Annotated in this window: 14 protein-coding genes; 6 read left to right on the top strand and 8 right to left on the bottom strand. The window is 59.3% G+C overall.

Going from position 1 to position 19175, the window contains the following annotated elements; translation table 11 throughout:
* Nucleotides 1–70: 70 nt before the first annotated feature.
* The gene (locus AC0IYN_RS28165; RefSeq protein WP_471844327.1) at nt 71–4822 is read right to left on the bottom strand and encodes a dermonecrotic toxin domain-containing protein; all 4752 of its coding nucleotides are present in this window, start codon (nt 4820–4822) and stop codon (nt 71–73) included.
* 374 nt (nt 4823–5196) lie between these two features.
* Between AC0IYN_RS28165 and AC0IYN_RS28160 the strand changes: the two genes are divergently transcribed.
* The 3 genes from AC0IYN_RS28160 to AC0IYN_RS28150 all read left to right on the top strand — a co-directional run bounded on the left by AC0IYN_RS28160 (nt 5197) and on the right by AC0IYN_RS28150 (nt 7698).
* Nucleotides 5197–5601 carry a TraR/DksA family transcriptional regulator gene (locus AC0IYN_RS28160; protein ID WP_010564800.1) on the top strand — a complete coding sequence of 135 codons (405 nt, stop codon included), beginning with the start codon at nt 5197–5199 and terminating at the stop codon, nt 5599–5601.
* A 95-nt stretch (nt 5602–5696) separates the two neighbouring features.
* On the top strand, nt 5697–7379 hold the full coding sequence (locus AC0IYN_RS28155; protein ID WP_457248904.1) for a methyl-accepting chemotaxis protein: 1683 nt from the start codon (nt 5697–5699) through the stop codon (nt 7377–7379).
* A 115-nt stretch (nt 7380–7494) separates the two neighbouring features.
* On the top strand, nt 7495–7698 hold the full coding sequence (locus AC0IYN_RS28150) for a hypothetical protein (protein WP_406599674.1): 204 nt from the start codon (nt 7495–7497) through the stop codon (nt 7696–7698).
* A gap of 7 nt (nt 7699–7705) precedes the next feature.
* Here the strand turns inward: AC0IYN_RS28150 and AC0IYN_RS28145 are convergent, their stop codons facing one another.
* The 3 genes from AC0IYN_RS28145 to AC0IYN_RS28135 form a co-directional block, all read right to left on the bottom strand.
* The gene (locus tag AC0IYN_RS28145; protein WP_406599673.1) at nt 7706–7942 is read right to left on the bottom strand and encodes a DUF2789 domain-containing protein; all 237 of its coding nucleotides are present in this window, start codon (nt 7940–7942) and stop codon (nt 7706–7708) included.
* 68 nt (nt 7943–8010) lie between these two features.
* Complete coding sequence (locus AC0IYN_RS28140; RefSeq protein WP_058425726.1) at nt 8011–8241, bottom strand: hypothetical protein; 231 nt, start codon at nt 8239–8241, stop codon at nt 8011–8013.
* 110 nt (nt 8242–8351) lie between these two features.
* Nucleotides 8352–8627, bottom strand: a complete 276-nt coding sequence (locus AC0IYN_RS28135; protein ID WP_457240075.1) for a hypothetical protein — start codon at nt 8625–8627, stop codon at nt 8352–8354.
* 418 nt (nt 8628–9045) lie between these two features.
* Between AC0IYN_RS28135 and AC0IYN_RS28130 the strand changes: the two genes are divergently transcribed.
* Complete coding sequence (locus AC0IYN_RS28130; RefSeq protein WP_177409513.1) at nt 9046–9495, top strand: hypothetical protein; 450 nt, start codon at nt 9046–9048, stop codon at nt 9493–9495.
* A gap of 133 nt (nt 9496–9628) precedes the next feature.
* On the top strand, nt 9629–10645 hold the full coding sequence (locus AC0IYN_RS28125; RefSeq protein ID WP_099493436.1) for an ABC transporter substrate-binding protein: 1017 nt from the start codon (nt 9629–9631) through the stop codon (nt 10643–10645).
* Nucleotides 10646–10833: 188 nt separating this feature from the next.
* Here AC0IYN_RS28125 and AC0IYN_RS28120 read toward each other — a convergent pair whose 3' ends face one another.
* Both AC0IYN_RS28120 and AC0IYN_RS28115 read right to left on the bottom strand, forming a co-directional pair.
* Nucleotides 10834–12960, bottom strand: coding sequence for a TonB-dependent receptor (locus AC0IYN_RS28120; RefSeq protein WP_471844323.1), 2127 nt, complete (start codon nt 12958–12960; stop codon nt 10834–10836).
* Between the two features lie 95 nt (nt 12961–13055).
* Complete coding sequence (locus AC0IYN_RS28115; protein ID WP_457240077.1) at nt 13056–13445, bottom strand: DUF2946 family protein; 390 nt, start codon at nt 13443–13445, stop codon at nt 13056–13058.
* 93 nt (nt 13446–13538) lie between these two features.
* Between AC0IYN_RS28115 and AC0IYN_RS28110 the strand changes: the two genes are divergently transcribed.
* Nucleotides 13539–13976, top strand: a complete 438-nt coding sequence (locus AC0IYN_RS28110; RefSeq protein WP_025858765.1) for a DUF3995 domain-containing protein — start codon at nt 13539–13541, stop codon at nt 13974–13976.
* 37 nt (nt 13977–14013) lie between these two features.
* On the opposite strand, the gene AC0IYN_RS28105 is transcribed toward AC0IYN_RS28110, so the two are convergent.
* Together AC0IYN_RS28105 and AC0IYN_RS28100 are read right to left on the bottom strand one after the other, a co-directional pair.
* Nucleotides 14014–14424 carry a DUF6896 domain-containing protein gene (locus AC0IYN_RS28105; RefSeq protein WP_406599669.1) on the bottom strand — a complete coding sequence of 137 codons (411 nt, stop codon included), beginning with the start codon at nt 14422–14424 and terminating at the stop codon, nt 14014–14016.
* Nucleotides 14421–19046 (bottom strand): RHS repeat-associated core domain-containing protein, encoded by a 4626-nt coding sequence (locus AC0IYN_RS28100; RefSeq protein ID WP_471844320.1) that lies wholly within the window; start codon nt 19044–19046, stop codon nt 14421–14423. Before AC0IYN_RS28100 ends, AC0IYN_RS28105 begins: the two co-directional genes overlap by 4 nt.
* Between the last annotated feature and the right edge of the window lie 129 nt (nt 19047–19175).

Raw genomic sequence — 19175 nt, 5'->3', positions numbered from 1 at the left:
GCCGTTGCACGTTTCAAGCGGCAAGCCAGGTGTTCACTTGAGGCTTGCCGCTTGCCACTTTCTACTGCCCTCAAGGCACCAGCGGCAAGAACCAGCGCTCGACCAGCTCGCGGCTGAGCGTGCCACGATGAATCTCTACCACCTCGTGAGGGTTTCGCGCCTTGGCCAGCAGCGAGTAATAGCTTTCTCGACGCTGCTTGCGGGTTTTCGCATGGGCCACGCTGTACTCCAGTTTTGGGGTGTCAACGTTGGGGTAGTGGATGTGGGCGTACCACAGGGGGTAGCCGCGTTTGTCGTTGATCGCATACTCCTGGTAGAAGTCCCGGCGCTCGCCGGTCGAGGCGATGCGTGAGTCGAGGCTGGCGACCTGCACGTGGTTTTGTTCGAACAGGTACGCCAGGTGACTGTCAGTGGGCAATAGTGCGAGGGTACGCTCGATGCGCAGCGCCTGCCCTTGGGTGATGAGGGTGGTGGATGCCTGGCGCATTTCGTCGAGCAAGGTGCGGTCCGCAGCCGTCTGTTGATCCTCGGGTTGAGCTTCGATTGCGCGTTGCAGCTCATCTGCCAGTTGGCTGAACGCGCGCGCTTCATACTCCAGGCTTTCCTGGATTTCGATCGGGAATCGCGACACTTTCGCATAGCCTTTCTGGCGCTGCAGAGTGGCTTCAAGTCCCTTGAGCTGCTTGCGGGCCTTGCCCTTGACCACCGGCAGGGCGCGAGTGTCCGGTGGCATTTCCGGGTGGGAAGGGCCACGCTCCTCACGCACCTCATCCCAGCGGTTCTCATGTTGTGAGTAAGTGGCAAGCAGGCGGTCATCCTCCTCGGCCCGCAGCTCTACCACATCAATGGGCAGGGTGGTGCCTGCCGGCTTCAGATCGCCGATCAGTACCCCTTGCCGGCGCGTCTTGATGACTTTCTTCTGGGGCCTGCCGGTCGCCGACATCGGTTTCTTCGGTGGCTGCTTGATCGGCGTTGCTTCGGGCTTTATCTCGGCGGCCAGCTTCAGCAGCACGTCCTGGTACAGCTCCTCAAGGATGGTGCGGGTCTGGGGGAAGTACGTCATGTCGAGGTCGTCAGCATGCACGATGGCCAGGCCCTGCACGGCATCCAACGCCTGGCCATAGTGCTGGAGCAAGCTGTCCAGCACGGCCAGGCGGTCTTCGGGTGTGAAGTTGAAGGTGTTGAGTTCGCTGTGGGTGTGCACCTGGCGGTTGAGTGGGGTGAAGAGCTCGTCGAGTTCCTTGACAAAGCTCCCCAGCTCGCGGTTTTTATGGCTCAGGTACTTCAAGTTCTGCAACTGGGAATACTTCGCCGCCAGCGCGGTGAGCTCCGAGGGACGACCTTGTGTCAGGCGGGTGTAGCGCTCGGCGCCCGAGGGGCCGAGGTTGAATAGTTCAAGCAGTGAGCGGTCCTTGAGTTCCAGTGCGAGGTTCTGTCGCGAGCCTATCTCGCTGACCGCTTGGACAAATTGATTGAACCGGGGCGGGTCAATCAAGGAGGCGGCGAATGCCTGTCTGGCTGTTCCGATGAAGTCAGGGTTGGCGCCGTAGAGGGCCTTACGGTCCATGTCTGCGATAACGACCACTTTGCGCGCACTGATCACGGTATTTTCCAGTAGATTGCCGGTAAGCTCCGCCGACAATGCAATGCCCAGTTCGGCGCGTTCCTGACGTGTCTCCAGCACTCGGGTGTAGCCCTGGAGCTGCGCCTGCAGCTCGGTGTTATAACGCTGGCGGCTGGACTGGGCTTTTTCGGCGTAGCGAGGGTCGTTACCCGCCAGGTTCATCACGCCTTCGGCCACATCGACTCGGTTTTGCAGCACTTGCTGTTCACTGGGAACCGTCACCATTGCGCCATCGCGCAATTCCTGCCGGGGCATGAGGTAGTGCTCCAATGCCTTGTTGAGGTGGGCTTTGCGCTGGTCCTTGCGCAGGCGCTCCGTAGCGATACGCCGGGGTGGCATGCCGCCGCACAGGCGCAAGGCCAGGTCCAGCGACCAACCGCCTTTGCCGTCCGACTTCAAGTAGGGACCGTTGCGGCTGGCGTCGAACGGATCGACGATAACCACGCCGCTCCCGCTTTCCAGGCGTACCCGATACCAGCGCGAGTCGATCACTGCGTACCAGTCGTCCATGAGCTTATACAAGCCCTTGCGTGACCCGGTCAGGATCTGCGAGGGCAACGTCTCTGGAGTGGGCAACTCAAATCGTTTCAGGCGTTGCTGTTGGCTTGGCGTCAAACGCTCGCGAGCACTGGAAAAGCTGAAGTCGAACACCGTGTTCGACGGCTCCGGCCATACGCCCTCCAGCAACACCGGACCTTGCTTGATCACGGGGGCGGGCGGCTCGGGCCATTGTTCGGCAATGCGCGGGGCCAACGAGCGTAGCGCCTGTTGTCGGGTACCGGATGGCAGCGGGTGCGGCGCAGGTGTCACCGACGGCACCAGTTGGAACATCAGCATCCCGACATTGAGCAGCAGGTCGGCGATTGCCAGCTCCCGCGCCACCGGGTCCGGGCTTTCCAGTGCAGGGATGTCCTTGGCGGCACTGGCCATCAAGCCCAGCAACCAGCCGGCGAGCATGAAGGGGCCGCGCGCCAGGGGCAGCAGCAACGTGTTGAAGAGCAAGCCGGCGCCCTCCAGGAATACCCGCCAACGGCTCTCGGCGTTGGATACCGAGTCGCGGTCAGCCTGGTCCACCAGCGCACGAGCATTGCTGCCGTACAGGTATTGCATCAGTTGGCCGTTGGATAGGAACTGCAGCAACTCATCACTCGCGCCATCCTGGGCCACTGCTGCCGGTGCAGGCACTTCGGGTAATTCGAATTCATCGCCCCTGCCGAAACGTACGTAGTGAGGCTGTTGGAAGCCGCCGTTGTCGTAGATGGGGCGTGCGCCATCGGACAGCCAGGTCAGCACGCTGTTCTGCAGCTCACCAGGGGTGGCGATGGCTTCGAGCAACTGCCGGCGGCTGGAAAATTGCTGCAGCGAATCTGCATACAGAGGCCGGTAGAGAATATGCGGGCCGCTCTCACCGCTTTGCGACTCGATGATGTACATGTTGGCAACGATATCCGCTAGGGCCTGTGGTTTTCGTACCAGCGCCAGATGTCGAATGACCACCGGTTGTGCGTCCACATGGCGCTCATCCACGTGGTCGGCTACCACTGCCGCTACGTAGGCTGCGCCTTGGGCGGTGAACCCGTTTTGCTGTTGAATGCTCTGCTCCAGTGCCTGCATAGGCAGTTGGACGATGGTCTGTTCGGCGAAGTGTTGTTGGCGTTGGTGCACCGCGTCGCTGTCGCCCAGCAGTTTGGACTTGAGCAGGTCAGGGTAGGCTTTGCCGATGTTCACTTGCTGGATCAACCCGCCGCTGCCAGTGATATAGCGGGGTGTCAGCCAGTCAGGCAGCGGCAGCGCGTTGCGGTGAGCGACGCTGAGTTCCCCGCGTGGCTGGCCTTGGAGGTTCTTGATGGCCAGCTCTGTCAGGCTCATGTGCACCTTTTCCACGAAACCGGCGCCGCCTGGGTAACCGGCCGCCACGCTAAATGTCAGCACCAAGTCGTCGGGCTGCAACTGCGTAGGGGTTGGTTGCTCGGGATTCGCCTCATTCAAGCGGATTCCATCCAATTGCAACTGTTCCAGCAGCGCTGTGCGGGCGAAGGTATGGATGTCCGGAATATCGCTGAGGAATGTCAGTCCCTGGCTGCGTTTTTTTGCGCTGGCCAATTTCAGGCTGTAGTTGCGGTAGCGCGTGCGATCCGCCGCCGAGGCATTCCTCAGCCATGCAGGCACCTTGGCGCGCAAGGTGGTCAGGGCTGCCGCCGAGGGGGTAAAGCTACTGCGTAACTCGGTGGTGAGGTCGGTGATGTCACGGTAGAGCGCTTGCAGGGTCCCGAGGTCTTGGTGGGCCGGCAGTTTGAGGCGGCCGAGACGGTCCAATTGCTGATTGAGCAGGGCGGCCGCCTGGGTGTCGAACAGGTTTCCGTCCGGTTCAATGCTCTGGAGGTTGATCTGCTCAACCACGATGTCCTGGGTCACCCGCTGAGACCATGCCTGCAGGGCTGCGTCCATCGATGTAAAACGCTCACAAGTGCCTGCCGGCCGGCACAGCAGCACGCGGGACTGGCCATTGATTGAATGCTGCAACAGCAGGTCAACGCCCAGCACGGCCTGTTCCTGGCCTGCTCCTTTTAAGATGGCTTGTGGGCAGTAGGCATGTACGGCGGCGTTGCCAAACCGGGTCTTTCGATGATCGCGGTCGGGGTAGCTGATAATTTGTTCCAGCATGCCTCGCTCGTTCTCGTCGAGGCTGGCCTGGCTGGTGGCGCTGATGCAGAGGGCGTCCCTCAGCACTTCGCCCAGCCAACCCCATCGGTTGATGCCGGTGTCGGTGAACTCGTCCCAGTAGTGCGCCAGTTTATTTTGCAGCGCGATGGGCAAGGTCCAGGCAAGGGAGCTGATGAAACCTGCGATCACCGACAAATCCAGCGGGTAACCGTGCGCCCGTCTGAGGGGGGCAGGAGGGAAATCGCTGAGAAAGCAGGCACGCCCATGGCGATTGCTGAAATCCGGTGGTGTTCCGTTTGCGAGGAAGGTCATCACCAGTTGCATCAGTGGGCGATAGGTCCAGCCGCCGTCGGCTGATGGCGTGGCAAGCAGTGTACGGCTCAGGCTGATAGATAATGATGGATAAGACCGGTTGATCAATCCTGCCAGTAGTAGCATGGCCACATGGGAGAGGTCAGGACGCGCGGCGAATTGAGCGCTGACGGCATCAATCAAGGGAGTGATGGTGGAAGGTGCAGGGTCAGAGAGGGTCATGGAGGGTCCTTTTCCAGTGCTCGAATAAAGAGGTCACTAGCTAAAACCCATCGGCCCGGTGCCTGGCGTTATGTATTGCTCAGGGGGCCGATTAACCGTTTGTCTCCTATAAGGCTCCACAACACTGAATTTCTTGCTATAAACGCACTCCGATAACCATTCGCCAAGCCCGTCCTGGTGCCTTTTGGGGTTATTTGGGAAAAAATGCCTGTCATTTCAGTTGCTGCGCCCTCAAGTCGGCCTTAGACTGCCGCCCCTCGTAAATTGAGTGCCGGGTGGCGCTTGGAATGGACGGCGCCTTTCCGAGACCTGCAGAGGTCGGCCGGAACGCTCCCTTATTCGCCTTAATGCACGTATTTTTTATAGAGAAATCAATGACAAAGGAAAAGTTGCTGGCCATGCCGGCGGATGACTACATGAATGCCGAACAGCACGCTTTTTTCGAGCAGTTGCTGCAAGACATGAAAGTGGAACACCACGAGCGCATTGAACAGAACCGTATCGCCATTGAAAGCCTGGACACCCCGGCCGACCCGGCTGACGCCGCTTCCGTTGAAGAAGAGCGTACCTGGCTGGTCAACGCAATCGACCGCGACCAGCGCATGCTGCCGCAGCTTGAGCGTGCACTGGAACGCATCAAGGAAGATTCCTTTGGCTGGTGCGACGACAGCGGCGAGCCTATCGGCCTCAAGCGCCTGCTGATCAGCCCGACCACCAAGTACTGCATCGAAGCGCAAGAGCGCCACGAGCAGATCGACAAGCACCAGCGCCAAGCCTGATGCGGTGAAGCTGGGGGATCGCCACGCGGTTCCCCAGGGAAAGACCCGTTACACCCCGTCTATTGATCTGCTGCAAGCTACCCCACTAAAGGCCCATGGATAATGGCCCGATAGTGGCGTTTAATGCAGGAACAATAATGACAAGCAGTGGGGTAACGACGATGGCTGGAGACGGATCTCTGATGGGCGCAGCAGTGCCACCGCAACCCGTGGTGCGCGGGTTGCCCGGCTGGCTCACGCCGTTCTTGCAGAGCACCGCCCTGGTGCTGGTACTGCTGGGCCTGGCGTTTGCCAGCCTGCCACTCTACCTCTGCTTGCCACTGGCGCTGCTGGTGATCTGGCTGCCTCGGTTGAAAAGTCGTACGCCGGTTACTGCCTCCTCCGAAGGCGTCGATGCGATTGGCGAGCTGACGCGCGATCTGTCCTACACCACCAGCCATAACGCATTGTCCGCCGCCGGCGTGGCCTATTCGGTCAAGCAGCTGGCTGCCCGGTTGCAATCACAGTTGAGCGCCGCCAAGCAGATTGTCAGCAGTGCCGAGGTGATGATCGGCACCGAAAAGATCACCTCTCAACTCAGCCGCGAAGCGCTAGGCGCTGCCAGCCAGGCCCACCGGCGCAGCACTGAAGGCCGTGAGGTGCTGGCCCAATCGATCACGCGTATGCACCAGCTCAGCCAGCGCGCCAATGCCAGCCGTGAACTGATCGAAGCCTTGAGTCAGCGCAGTGAGGAAATCCAGCGGGTGACCCTGGTGATCCAGTCCATTGCCAGCCAGACCAATTTGCTGGCGCTCAACGCGGCCATTGAAGCCGCACGGGCCGGTGAACACGGGCGCGGGTTCGCGGTGGTCGCCGATGAAGTGCGCGGGCTTGCCGGGCGAACGGCCACGGCCACTGATGAAGTGGGCGTGATGGTCGCGGATATCCAGCAACGCACTGCCCAGGTGGTGGAACAGATTCGCCAGCTCTCGGCCGACCTGCACACCGGCGTCGAGCAGGTTGAGCACGCTGGCGAGCACCTGCAAAATATCGCCAGCCTGGCGGCGGATGTGGAAGGCCAGGTCAATGAAATCGCCCAGGGCACCGACACCAATCGCACGCAACTCGACAGCCTGTTCCATGCCGTGGAGCAGATGCGCAGCGACCTGGCCGTGAGCGATCAGCAAACCCGTCAACTGGCTGACGCTGCCGTGCAGATGGAAGGCCAGGCCGAAACCATCAGCGAGCGCCTGGCCGAAGTCGGGCTGGATGACTACCACCAGCGTATCTATGACCTGGCGCGTGAAGGCGCAAGCCGGATTGCCGCGCAGTTCGAAGCCGATGTGCAGCAGAACCGCATCAGCCTGGACGACCTGTTCGACCGCAGTTACACACCGATTGCCAATACCAGCCCGAGCAAATACCACACCCGCTTTGACGGCTACACCGACCAGGTGCTGCCGGCGATCCAGGAGGCACTGTTGCCACGGCATGAAGGGTTGGTGTTTGCCATCGCCTGCACGCCCCAGGGCTATGTGCCGACGCACAACAAGGCGTTCTCCCACGCGCTGACCGGTGATGCGCAGGTGGATGCCGTGCAGAACCGCACCAAGCGCAAGTTCGAAGACCGCACCGGGATCCGCTGTGGCAGCCACCAACAGGCCGTACTGCTGCAAACCTATACCCGTGACACCGGCGAACTGATGCACGACCTGTCGGTGCCGATCATGGTCAACGGCCGGCATTGGGGCGGCTTGCGCCTGGGTTATAAACCCGAGGTAGCAAAAGGCGGGCGATAGGGATTATTGCTGTTTATGCAATGGAGCTATTCCGGGGATAGCTTTTTCCAACTGGAGGAAAACCGTAGCATGGCCAACATTGTTAGCCAGCTAACTAATGCTGCGGAGAAGCTCCATGCAAAACAAAGTCGATGTCGCCGTGATGATTGGCAGTGGCGTTCCCGAAACCTTGCGTGCGCTGGGTCAGAAGGTTTGCTGGGTGGTGTTGCTCAACGGTGAGCAGCGCGGCACAGCATTCGCCAGTCGCGATGAAGCGCAGGAGTGCAGGGCTGCCTGGCAGGCGCTGTTGCGCCTGGAACAGTCAGACAGCCTGCATTGACGCCGACTCAGTTCGCTTGATGCAGGCGTTGGTTCAGTTCATCCACGGCAATCGCCCATTCGGCATCGTCGCGAAGCTCTTCCTTGAGAAAACTCGCTTGTTGCGCCGACCAGAACGGTGCATCGATGAGCTTCACGTCTTCAGGCAATGGATGGGCAACGATAAACGCATCGATGGCCTCTGGGGTTGAATCCAGGCCCAATTGTTCAAACAAGGTTTCAAGGGTGGGGATTGGCGCGTCCATTTCGTTCTCCATGCAGGGTGGTCGTTATGCATGGGAGGGTTGCGGCGCAGCAGAGTTCTATCGGATTCTCAGGAATTCAGGGCTCCGGCGTCCACGGCAGTCTTTAACGCCCTGGCGGCGTCCTTGGCGGCGATGGCAGCCGCGTCGACAGTTTTGAACCAGCGGTCTTTTTCCACTTGGTGGGTGGTGACAGTGGTCAGCGGTGGCTTGGCCCGCATCACGATGACTGCTTGAAATTCGCCGTCTACTTCCCTTGCGTCGCCATGGATGAAAAATTCGCCGATATCAAATTCCGTCACGTAGAGCCTTCCCTTGGAGATAACTGCACTGGTGAAACCTGGCCCGGCGGGCACAAACTTCAGTGGACGGGCCAGTATGGCAGTTGTTGCGGGTCGGCGGCGCAGTTAAGTTAGCGGGCTGACGAAACGAATGCTCCGTGAGCGGTTTGCAACATCGTTTCAAGTTTCTTGGCCAACTCGCAGGCCTTGACATGGTCGCTGCGAAAGCCTTTGATCCTGCCGCTGAGCACTTCGCGGATGTGGAAGAAGTTTCTACCGGCCGGTACGACTTGGTAAAGAACCGAATCCGAGTACCCATCAACGCCATTCAGGCGGTAGTATTGAGCTTCGTCCTGACGGGATGAGCGGGTGTGCGAAGACATAGCGCTGTAGGTTGATCGTTGCATGGCCTGCTCCTTTCGGTCGATCCGGGTGATGTGATTGCAACGTTGTGGGTGGTTTTGCACGGTGCTGCTGTTTTAGTATTGTTGTCGGCGGCCAACGCGCAGTTCCAAGGCAGGTGTGTTTATTTGTGTTGGCATGTCGGAAAACTGCATTTTTAATTGGGTTTTTCTCTGAAGTTGGTCAGCCCGTATTCTCGGGCCGTGGAACCTGTGATCTCCTGTGATGCCTGATGACCTTGCACAAGGTCCATCGCGTACGTCTGTACTAGTCTTATGGCGCGACAGCGGGATTTTCTTCAGTTTTTTTCAAACAATGCGTTGTGTGATCGTGCCGTAACGGCCGTTTTTTTGTGCTGCCCGCTCTGGCGGGCTGCGCTCTTTTCGATGTGGGGGCGTTTCCTTGGCAGTCAGTAATCTGGATATGCACGCGTTATTCGTGCTGGGTGATTTGCGCGCAAAGTTGGTCAAACAGTTTCAATCCCGTTTTGTTTACATCACCGAACAGACGCCGGAAGGCATCTACATTGCCGAAATCGACACTGAAGCGGCGATGGTGGTGGATGACAAGCCTCGCCTTGAACTCAAAGTCGGCGACCATTTCCGCGCGGCGGTATTGCCCAGTCGTGAAGGCGGCAAGTTCGAGTTGAAGTTTCGCGACATCAAGTTGACCGTCTATGGCCTGGGCGACTATGCCTTTGTGTCCTCGACCGAAGGCCAGGGCATTGTGTTCAAGGAAGGCCACAGCGTGATGCTGGTGTTCGCCGCCAACGAGCAGTTGCAGGAAGGCCTGACCAAAACCCTGAAAGCCGTGACCGGCAAGGCCGCCAAATGGCGCAAGGGTGAGCTGGTAACGTTCAAGGCCAGCGAGTAATCAGCAAAAACCGTGAACACCCGCTATCTCCCGGAACCTCTACTACAGTTGAGTTGACTTAACTATTCAGAGGCTTCGCGCATACGCAGCAAAGCCGTCCGCCATTGGCTGCGATATCGCGAGGTGCGAAGGCATGAAAGGATTGAGAACACTGTTGGCTGCGTCCCTGACGACACTGGGGCTTTCAGTGGCAACGCTGCCGGTCAACGCCGCCCAGGCACCGATACATTTTGCCGACCTGAATTGGGAAAGCGGCAGCCTGATCACCGAAGTGCTGCGGGTGATTGTCGAGAAGGGCTACGAGCTGCCCACCGACACGCTGCCGGGTACCACTATCACCCTGGAAACCGCCCTGGCGAAGAACGACATCCAGGTGATCGGCGAAGAGTGGGCCGGCCGCAGTCCGGTGTGGGTCAAGGCTGAGGCCGAAGGCAAGGTGGTGGGCCTGGGTGATACGGTCAAGGGTGCAACCGAAGGCTGGTGGGTGCCGGAATACGTGGTCAAGGGTGACCCGGCCAAAGGCATCAAGCCCCTCGCACCCGAGCTCAAGAGCGTGAAGGACCTGGCGCGCTACAAAGACGTGTTCAAGGACCCGGAATCCCCAGGCAAGGGGCGCTTCCTCAACAGCCCGATCGGCTGGACCTCGGAAGTGGTGAACAAACAGAAGCTCAAGGCCTACGGCCTGGATGATAGCTACGTGAACTTCCGCAGCGGCTCGGGCGCGGCACTGGATGCCGAGATCGCCTCATCGATCCGCCGGGGCAAGCCGGTGTTGTTCTACTACTGGTCGCCGACGCCGCTGATGGGGCGCTACAAGTTGATCCAGCTGGAAGAGCCACCGTTTGATGCCGAGGCGTGGAAGACCCTCACGGATGCAGATAACCCTGATCCAAAACCAACACGGTCGCTGGCATCCAAGTTGAGCATCGGCGTTTCTACGCCGTTCCAGAAGGAACACCCGCAGATCGCCCAGTTCTTCGAGAAGGTCGAATTTCCGATTGACCCGCTGAATAAAGCCCTGGCGACCATGAGCGAAAATCACACCGCCCCTCGGGAAGTGGCCCAGGCGTTTCTCAAGGAACATCCCGAGGTGTGGAAGGCGTGGTTGACCGAGGATGTGGCGCAGAAGGTTGAGGCCAGCTTGAAATAAGCGCGAGCCTCACGGCCTGGTGAATGTGGGAGCTGGCGTTGCCTGCGAAAGCGGCCTGATTGGTTGGATCAAAGGCAGATACGTGTAGGAGCTGGCTCGCCGGCGATGCAGGCGACTCGGTACACCAGGCGTACCCAGGTGACGCCATCGCTGGCAAGCCAGCTCCTACATTGGTTTGTGTTTGAATGTCAGAACCGGGTTTGTACCGCCAACTCAAAGGTTCGTGGCGAGCCCAAGTAATAGGCGGGCGATACGTGCGCGAACTCGGCATACACTTCATTCGTCAAGTTGCGCACCCGGCCCGTCACCGAGGCGTGCGAGTCGACCTTATAGCGCAGGAACGTTCCGAACAGCGTGTAGGCCGGCACTGTCTGGGTGTTGGCATTATCTGCGTACACCTCGGCGACATACCGCGCGTCCACACCCCCTTGCCAGTCCTCGGCAAAGTCATACGTCAGCCACAGGTTGCCCACGCGCTTGGGCACGTTAGTGGGCGTGTTGCCCTTGCGCGAGACCACCGCGCCACTGGCGATTTTCTCGTTGAAGTCATCGTACTCGGCATCGACCCAGGCGAAGTTGCCCTCTGCCAGTAGCTTGGGCGTGATGCGCAGCGAGCTGGCCAACTCGATACCCTTGGATGATTGCGCGCCGACCGGAATGCTGTTGGTCGGATCCTGTGGATCGGTGACGGCAAAGTCCTTGCGCTCGATCTTGTACGCGGCAACGGTGGCCGAGCCACGGCCGTCCAGGTAATCGAACTTGCTGCCCACTTCCCACTGTTTGCCGGTCGAGACATCGAACACTTGCGTGGTGGTAGTCGGTTGCTCCGCCGCAGTGCTGTATTGCACATACACATTGGCCGATGGGATGAACTGATAGGTCAGGCCCACGCGGCCAGTCACCGGTTCCCAGCTGCGCTTGAAGTGGCGAGGGTTGGTGGCGGTTATCGCGCGGTGGTTGGTGACGTCCAGGTCAATGGCGTCATAACGCAGGCCGCTCAGCAGCGAGAGTTTGTCAGTGAGGCCCAGACGATTCTCCACGAACAGCGCCTTGGTGGTGACTTCGTTGGTCTTGTCCTTGCCGAACTTCTCTCGGGTTCGCGGGATGTCGTAGAAGTGGCCGGGGTCGAAGTTGTTTGGGTCTACCGTGCTGTTGCCCGGCACATTCAGCGGGGTGTTGGTGGTGCTGTTGACCTTGTACTCGAAACCGCCAGACCAGGTGGTCGACAGGCCAAAAATAGTGTCGTCGTGGCGCAACTCGAACTGGTTGCCGTTCTGCTCGCCCTGATGACGCACCTGGTAAGCCGTCGAGCGGTTCACCGCGCTGTTGTCGGCGTTGTACTGGTAGGTTTCCAGGTTGCGGTAATCGCGTTGGCTGCCCAGGTGGTAGAGGGTGTTTTTCAGCGTGGTGCTGTCGTTGAGCCGGTAGTCGATGATCGAGCGCGCCCAGATCGTGCGCTGTTCGTAGCGACCGTCAGCAACGTTGTAGTTGTTGAAGCGGTTGTGCTTGTCGATCTTCAGCTCGCCCACCTTGGGGTTGAGCACCGGCGTGCCCCAGTAGGGGCTGTCTTCATGCTCATCCTGGTATTCCAGCGCCAGGGTGTGAGACAGGTTGGGCGTGAGGTCGCTGAGCAGGGAAAACGCTAGGCTCCAGGCCTCGCGCTGGTCGCGGTCGATGTAGCTGTGATTGGTGTTGCGGCTTACATCCAGGCGCGCGTAGTGCTGCACATCGGCGCCGGGTTCGGTCAGGGCGTGATTGACGCCAAACGCCATGCCGGCGGTGTCATAGCTGCCATAGGTGAGCTGGCCTTCGGCTGCCTGTTCCTCGCGGGTGGCCAGCTTGGTCACGTAGTTGAGCGAACCGCCCACGGAGCCTGCACCGTTGATCAGCGAGGAGGGGCCGCCCACCAGTTCCACCCGGTCATAGATCCACGCATCCACGGGACGGGCCAGGCCGGTGGCGACGTTGATGCCGTTGAACATCTGGGTGATCTGGCTGCTGGTAAAACCACGGTAGGAGACAAACCCGCCAAACCCCGGTGGGGCGCTGGCGTTGACGCCGGGCAGGGTATTGGCCGCGTCGCGGAAGGTCTTGGCGCCATGGCGCTCGATATCATTGCGATTGGCGATGGCCACCGACGCCGGGGTTTCCCGCACGCTCAAGCCCAACCTTGAGGCCATGCCACTGGATTGGTCCAGGGCCAGGCCGGGTTCGGCGGCTTGTTCGCCATCAATGGTCGTTGGGGCCAACTCAAGGGCCCAGGCGCAGACAGGCAGGCAGCCGAACAGGCCTGCCAACAAAGGTAGATGTTTCATGGTTGAATCCTGAAAAACTTGGCTTGAAAACAACGCACAGCCGCCCGTACTTCCTTGCGGAAACGGTGCTCAGTGCAGGTCAAAACGCGAAGGAATCAGGCGAACGCAGGCGGCGCGCGCGGATTAGCCGCGGGCCAGGTGAAGCGGGCAGGGATGTCAGCAGCCAGGACAATGGCTGGTGGTGGGGCGTGGGGTTGTGGCAATACGGCCACATTCAGGCTGGAACTCAGCGCCGGGCCCATGCCACCGGTGGAACACAGCGGGCAACCAAACGCCTTGGACAGCGTAGGCAAATTCTTTTCAGTGGAGTTGGACGGCTGTGGCGCCTGGGTACGCGGGTCCACCGTACAAAACTGACCGCCGATGCCATTGAGCTGCATCCCGACCATCTGCCCATGACCAATACTGCAGGCGAACACATTGAACAGGACGCAGCTGTAGAGCATCCAGGCAATGAGCGAGCGGTCGGCACGGGCGATTTTCATGGGGCGGCACTTTACCATCAGCCGCCGACGAAATGCCTGCAAAAAATCTCAGGGCGACTATCCTGTTTCGCACCTTTTCAGGGAGAGCCAGCCATGAGCTTTGTTGTCGCACGATGGATTGTCGGGGTTTTTACCTGCATCAGCATGGTCCACCTGTACTGGGCCGCCGGCGGCAAACTCGGCAGCCTCGCCGCCATCCCCCAACTGCCCGGCGAATTCGCCAGCGGCCCAAAACCCGCGTTCAAGCCCTCGGCGCTGGGCACATTCCTGGTGGCAATGGGGCTAGTGGCCATTGCCCTGCTGGTGTGCCTGCGGGCCGGGTTGTACTTCTCGGCGGTCTCCCATGGAGCGTTGCAGTGGGGCATCAGCGCGATTGCGGTGCTGATGTTTGCCAGGGCGATTGGGGATTCGGAGTTGGTGGGGTTTTTCAAGAAGGTCGGTGGTTCGCGGTTTGCGAGGTTGGATACGTATTTTTACTCGCCGTTGTGTTTGGTGTTGGGGGTGGGGTTGTTGGTGGTGGCGTGGGGGTGAGAAGTTGAGGGCCTGATCACTGGATCAGGCCATGCAATCAAGGCTGTATGAAGTACAAGTTGGACATGGATCCAGAGATTTTCTGAGCTTTGCCCTTTTTCAGGTACTCGCTGAAATCACGCTCAAGCGAATCTTTATTGGTATATTTCTTGTATCTGCATGGTACTTCGCACGCGTACATATACAGTCTCCACGGGTCGAATCCATCGACTCTTTCATTCGGACCGTAATCAAAGTCGACACATAGTTCAGATAGATAAACGCTGCATCCAATGCCATGCAACTCGTAGGTTACACCGTCGGTGACAAATCCTCGTCGCGGGATTTTTTTGGAGTGCCACAGCCTGAGAATGTTCTTGGTTCCAAAAGCTTGTTCAAGCAAGTCAGTCGCTTTTTTAACTTGCGTCAAATACTCGGCTATCAAATTTTCTAGGGTCTGATTTTTCATCGTCTTGGCCTATCCAATCTATCGAGCCCAACCGCATTTGATGCTTCTATCACTTCTTCAATGCTGTTGAACGTGGTTTCGTGGCTATATATATCGGTGATTAACTTTAAGGTGACTGGCGTATGTGTTTGTCTTGCTGCCGAGGCACGATGATGCCCGTCTACAATATAGCGTCGTTCGTTGTGTTCGACTATTTCAATGGGTTCGTTGATTTTGTACCCATCGCTTCGCATGCTAAGGGCAATTTTCTCAACCCGTTTGGTTGAGCGTTTGCCCTCGATGGTGTGTGTTCGACTCAAGGTTTCCGCATTAACTCCGTGGATGAGGGGAGGCGATTGAACTCCATCCTCCACATGTGCTTTTTGGGTTGGATTGTCCGCGCCCGGGATTGTCTGTAGTTTGCAGCTGTCCTCCCCGGGACAGGCATTCAGTCCTGATGGATCTACCCAGCCCGTGGGATTGGTAGTGTATTGGTACGCATTGATCCCACCCGCCAACTTCACCGGGTCCGGCGTCAGATAGCGACCTACATCCGGATTGTAGTAGCGATGGCGGTTGTAATGCAGTCCGCTTTCTTGATCGAAATACTGTCCCTGGAAGCGCAGCGGGTTGTCGACTTTTCCTATGTCGAGACGGCTGATTTCGCCATACGCGCGATAATGCGCTGACCAGACGATTTCGCCATCTGGAGCGGTGAGTTCCTGTGGGGTGCCCAGGTGGTCAAGTTGGTAGTGGTAGGGCTTGGTTCCCTTTGGACCAAAACCCTCCAGCAAGGCCAGCGGGCGGAAGCTGTCCGGTTCGTAGAGATAGCTGCGGTGGCGGTCCGCGTGGTGTTCGGCGATGAGTTTGTCGCCTTGCCAGAAGAACTCAGTGGTTACACTGCCGACGGTTTTGCTGATGCGGCGGCCAAATGGGTCGTAGCGATAGCTAGCGGTCTGGCCATTGGGCGCTTTAATGCCGATCAGCCGATGCTGGCAGTCGTAACGGTATTCGGTGACGAGTTGATGGCCTTTGCCGCGTCGTTCGCGGATGAGGTTGCCGAAGGCGTCGTAGTCGTAGTGGTGGTCGCCTTGGATCATCAGGCGGTTGCCGGCGACGATGTCGGGGCCGGTGCGGTTTTGCATGAGCAGGTTGCCGGCGGGGTCGTGGCCGAAGCGCTCTTGCTCGTCTTGGGTGTGGTCGGCGCGGGTGAGGCGGCTTAGGGGGTCGTAGTGGTAGCGGTGATCGCCTTTGCGGGTGTCGAGCAGACGGGTGAGGTTGCCGGATTTGTCGTAGTCGTAGTGGCGGCGGTATAGCGGGCCTTCGGCGTTGTTGATGCTCTGGTTGAACAGGCGTCCTTGGTGGTCGTGTTGGTAGTGGCTGAGCAGTTGGCCTTGTTGGCGTTGCTGTTCGCGGCCGGCAGTAAAGAGGTGCGAGGTGAGTACTGCGCCGTTCAGTTCGACGGTGGCGAGGTGACCGCCTTTGTCGTGATTGAAGGTGAGGCGGTTGTTGTCCGGCAGGCGCAGGTTTTGCAGGTGGCCGCAGGCGTTGTAGCCGTAGCGGAGGGTGCCCCAGCCTTGGTGTTCGGCGGTAAGGCGGTTTTGAGCGTCGTATTCGTAGGCCAGGGCCCAATGACCATCTTCGACGCTTAGGAGATTGCCCTGGCGGTCGTAGGCGTAATCAACCTTGTTGCCGTCGGGCAGGGTTTTTCTTACGAGTCGCCCGGCATAGTCGCGTTCGTAGCGGGTGACCAGCTGACTGCCGTCATCGCCGTGTTCGGTCTTTTCCTGCAGGTTGCCATTGAGGTCGTAGACGTAAGCCGTGCGCTGTCCGTCAAACCCGATTTCCTGCTGGATCAGGCCGTTAGGGTGGTAAGCGAGCTTGTAGGTCTCGCCGACTTCATTCTTGATCTCGGTCAGCAGCAAACGCGCATTGTCGTAGCGGTATTTAACCTGGCTTCCATCAGCGTTGATGCGCCGGCTGATCAGGTGTAGGCCGTCGGCGTATTCGTAGCGCGTGACGTGCCCCAGTTCATCGCGTTCGGAGGTGATTTTTCCGTAGGGGTTGTAGATGTATTCCCTGAACTCGCCGCCTGGCTGCACAACGCGAATCAACCGACCTATGCTGTCCCACTGATACTGGGTCTGCGCGCCATGTTCATCTTCTCGCGCAATCTGTCGCCCCAGATCGTCATAGCGATAACGCTTGATCCCACCATTCGGCAACTGCTCCTCAAGCAACTGCCCACGCTCATTCCACACCAGCCGCTGACAGCTATGATCCGGGTACCAAACCCCAACCAGCTGCCCGTATTTGTTGTAGCTGTAGTCAGTCACATGACCGTCAGGATCGGTCTTGCGCGTTACATCGCCTTGATCATTGCGCTCATACTTCCAAACCGCCTGACCCCGCCGCACAACCCGTACGAACCCGTTGTCATGCTCGTAGGTCGTTGGCTCATCATCCCCCGGAAACAACGCCACCAAGCGCCCAGCTTCGTCGTACTGATACGCCGTGATCGCGCCCAGCGGATCCTGCTCAACCGTCAGCCGCCCGTTGTCATCGTAGGACTTGAAGTGCTCGGCCCCGTCCGGATCCACCCGTTGCACCAGCCGTGCGCGCTGGTCATGCACGTAGACTTCCTGGCTACCATCGGCGTTAAACACCGTGACCTGCCCGTCGTCGTCCCATGCATACCGCGTGTCCATCTGCGAAAAGCTCGCCCAATGCCGGACACACCGCGCCGCCTTGCCAGCCCGTTCCCACTCCCAGTAGAAACTCGCCCCACCGGCCAAGCCGCGTTCAAGAATGACGTGCTGATCGTCGTACCGATAAACCTCGCTTTCGCCGACAGCGTTAGTCGCTGAAATCAGTCGCCCAAGGTCGTCATAGGCGTAGGAAACAACCGTCTGTTCCGTCACCCAAACATACGGACCCTCGTCCACGATGCGTTGAACTTGGTAGTCCACCGCCACAATCCGGCCCGACGCGTAGCGCAACAACAGCGAGCGCCCCACACCGTTATCCAGCCGCTCAATGCGCCCCAGAAAATCCCGGGCAATACGCAGTCGGTTGTCATACGCATCGCTGATCGCTGTCAGCACACCGTCGCGGAAGTGGTAGAAACGTGACGCCTGAGCCAGCACCAGTTCATCGGGCAACGACCCTAAATAGATCGCCGCTTCAGCCAGGCTATTGGTGATTGCGGGGCGGGAAACCGTGGGCAAGGGCAGGGTGGTCGAGCGGTTTTCATGATCGGTCCACACCACCGAATTACCGGAAACACTCAGCCGATGGCCCAGCGAGTGACTCCAACCAAACCCCAGCCCGCAATCCATTTCCACCGCGCTGGTGCGGTACAACCGGGTCCACTCAAACGGCAACATCCCGTCCAGCGCGCCATCGGTGAGGGTCAGCAGTTCTTCGCCCGTGACCATCGACACCGGGCAGCCGTTGGTGGCGGTCTTGTCGGAAGAGGCGGCCGCATCCCCAGCCGGATTCTTCGCAACAGCCGGCACGTCATCCACAGGCTCCTTCTGCTTCAGCACCGCGTTCTGCCGCGCCTTCCAGCGCATCTGCATCGTGCCTTGCTTGAGCCCGCCGACCATCCCGCGTACCGCGACCGCCTTGTAGCGATCCACGGCCTGCATGAACTTCGTCAGGATTGCCAAGAGCCCCTTAACAAAGCCCACCGCCGCATCAAGAATCTGCGCCCCATACTTGACCAGCCGCAGACTCAAATACGCCACACCCGCCGCCGGCAAGGCGATGGTCAACACCACACCAATCACCAGGTCGATCAGCAGCGACACCACAAACCCAGCCGCCACTTTCGCTATTTCGCTGGGTGGCAATGCATCCAACCAGATCATCGCCGTGCGCAACATCAGGTACAGCGCGGCCTCGTCACTGGCCAGCAACATGGCCTGCTCCATGACCTTGGGTGCATCGGTCGCGAGCTGCGCCAATTTGGCTGCTTCGGTGCCCAACTGTTCGACGAACTTCAGCGGGTTTTCAAGAATCGCCTGCACCAGCTTGATGCTGTCCCACACATCGCGAATCGCCGCCCAACTGCCCGCCAACAGGCCGCTGCCAATTGCACTGGCGGTCGAGCGTTCCCACTGGGGTTTAAAGCCAGACCATTGCTCCCGAAGCCACCGCTCCAGGTCCCCGGTCAGACCGGTGTATGAGGCGAACAACGCCTCGACCTGTTCCTCGGACACGCCCCCCTGCACCCGCACTTGATAGCGCCCACCCGCCGCGCAGTGGTGCGAACCCTTACCCTGTTCATCCAGCATGATCACCTTGGAACTGCCGTCATCCAGCCCGATCACCTCGACCGGGATGTTGCCAATCGGCACGTCATACACCGACTCGAACAGGCTCTCGATCTTCAGCTCGCCGCCCACCGCGCACTGGGCCACGGTCGAAAAGTCAGCATCCGCAATGCTCACCGCCCGCTGCGAATTGCCCACCCGCAACACCCGGTCCATCCCCAGCAGCGACGGCATGTCCAGCCCATGGCTGACTGAATCCAGCGCGCGCGAATACCAAGCGTCCATTTGCTGGCGATAAATCACCAGGCTCTGGTGAAAGCCATTCAGTTCATGTTCGATCAGGGCAATGTGGGCAGCGTGGGTCATCCGTGACGTCCGGGCAGAGGGCAAGGCGTCGGAGCATGCCGCAGCAAAAGGCGTCTGGATGAGCGGTTGAGAAAATCAGAAAACGCCGACTACCCAGGGGGAAAAACCGCGAGAAACCCACCCAAAGGG

It is taken from the genome of Pseudomonas sp. AC112, from assembly GCF_979253545.1.
The sequence above is the reverse complement of the archived record's forward strand: the minus strand, read 5'-3'. Positions and strand labels throughout refer to the sequence as shown.

Excerpts from the sequence above, each read along its gene's own strand:
- AC0IYN_RS28165 (WP_471844327.1), bottom strand. The coding sequence starts at position 4,822 with ATGACCCTCTCTGACCCTGCACCTTCCACCATCACTCCCTTGATTGAT.
- AC0IYN_RS28160 (WP_010564800.1), top strand. The coding sequence starts at position 5,197 with ATGACAAAGGAAAAGTTGCTGGCCATGCCGGCGGATGACTACATGAAT.
- AC0IYN_RS28155 (WP_457248904.1), top strand. The coding sequence starts at position 5,697 with ATGGATAATGGCCCGATAGTGGCGTTTAATGCAGGAACAATAATGACA.
- AC0IYN_RS28150 (WP_406599674.1), top strand. The coding sequence starts at position 7,495 with ATGCAAAACAAAGTCGATGTCGCCGTGATGATTGGCAGTGGCGTTCCC.
- AC0IYN_RS28145 (WP_406599673.1), bottom strand. The coding sequence starts at position 7,942 with ATGGACGCGCCAATCCCCACCCTTGAAACCTTGTTTGAACAATTGGGC.
- AC0IYN_RS28135 (WP_457240075.1), bottom strand. The coding sequence starts at position 8,627 with ATGCAACGATCAACCTACAGCGCTATGTCTTCGCACACCCGCTCATCC.
- AC0IYN_RS28130 (WP_177409513.1), top strand. The coding sequence starts at position 9,046 with ATGCACGCGTTATTCGTGCTGGGTGATTTGCGCGCAAAGTTGGTCAAA.
- AC0IYN_RS28125 (WP_099493436.1), top strand. The coding sequence starts at position 9,629 with ATGAAAGGATTGAGAACACTGTTGGCTGCGTCCCTGACGACACTGGGG.
- AC0IYN_RS28120 (WP_471844323.1), bottom strand. The coding sequence starts at position 12,960 with ATGAAACATCTACCTTTGTTGGCAGGCCTGTTCGGCTGCCTGCCTGTC.
- AC0IYN_RS28115 (WP_457240077.1), bottom strand. The coding sequence starts at position 13,445 with ATGAAAATCGCCCGTGCCGACCGCTCGCTCATTGCCTGGATGCTCTAC.
- AC0IYN_RS28110 (WP_025858765.1), top strand. The coding sequence starts at position 13,539 with ATGAGCTTTGTTGTCGCACGATGGATTGTCGGGGTTTTTACCTGCATC.
- AC0IYN_RS28105 (WP_406599669.1), bottom strand. The coding sequence starts at position 14,424 with ATGAAAAATCAGACCCTAGAAAATTTGATAGCCGAGTATTTGACGCAA.
- AC0IYN_RS28100 (WP_471844320.1), bottom strand. The coding sequence starts at position 19,046 with ATGACCCACGCTGCCCACATTGCCCTGATCGAACATGAACTGAATGGC.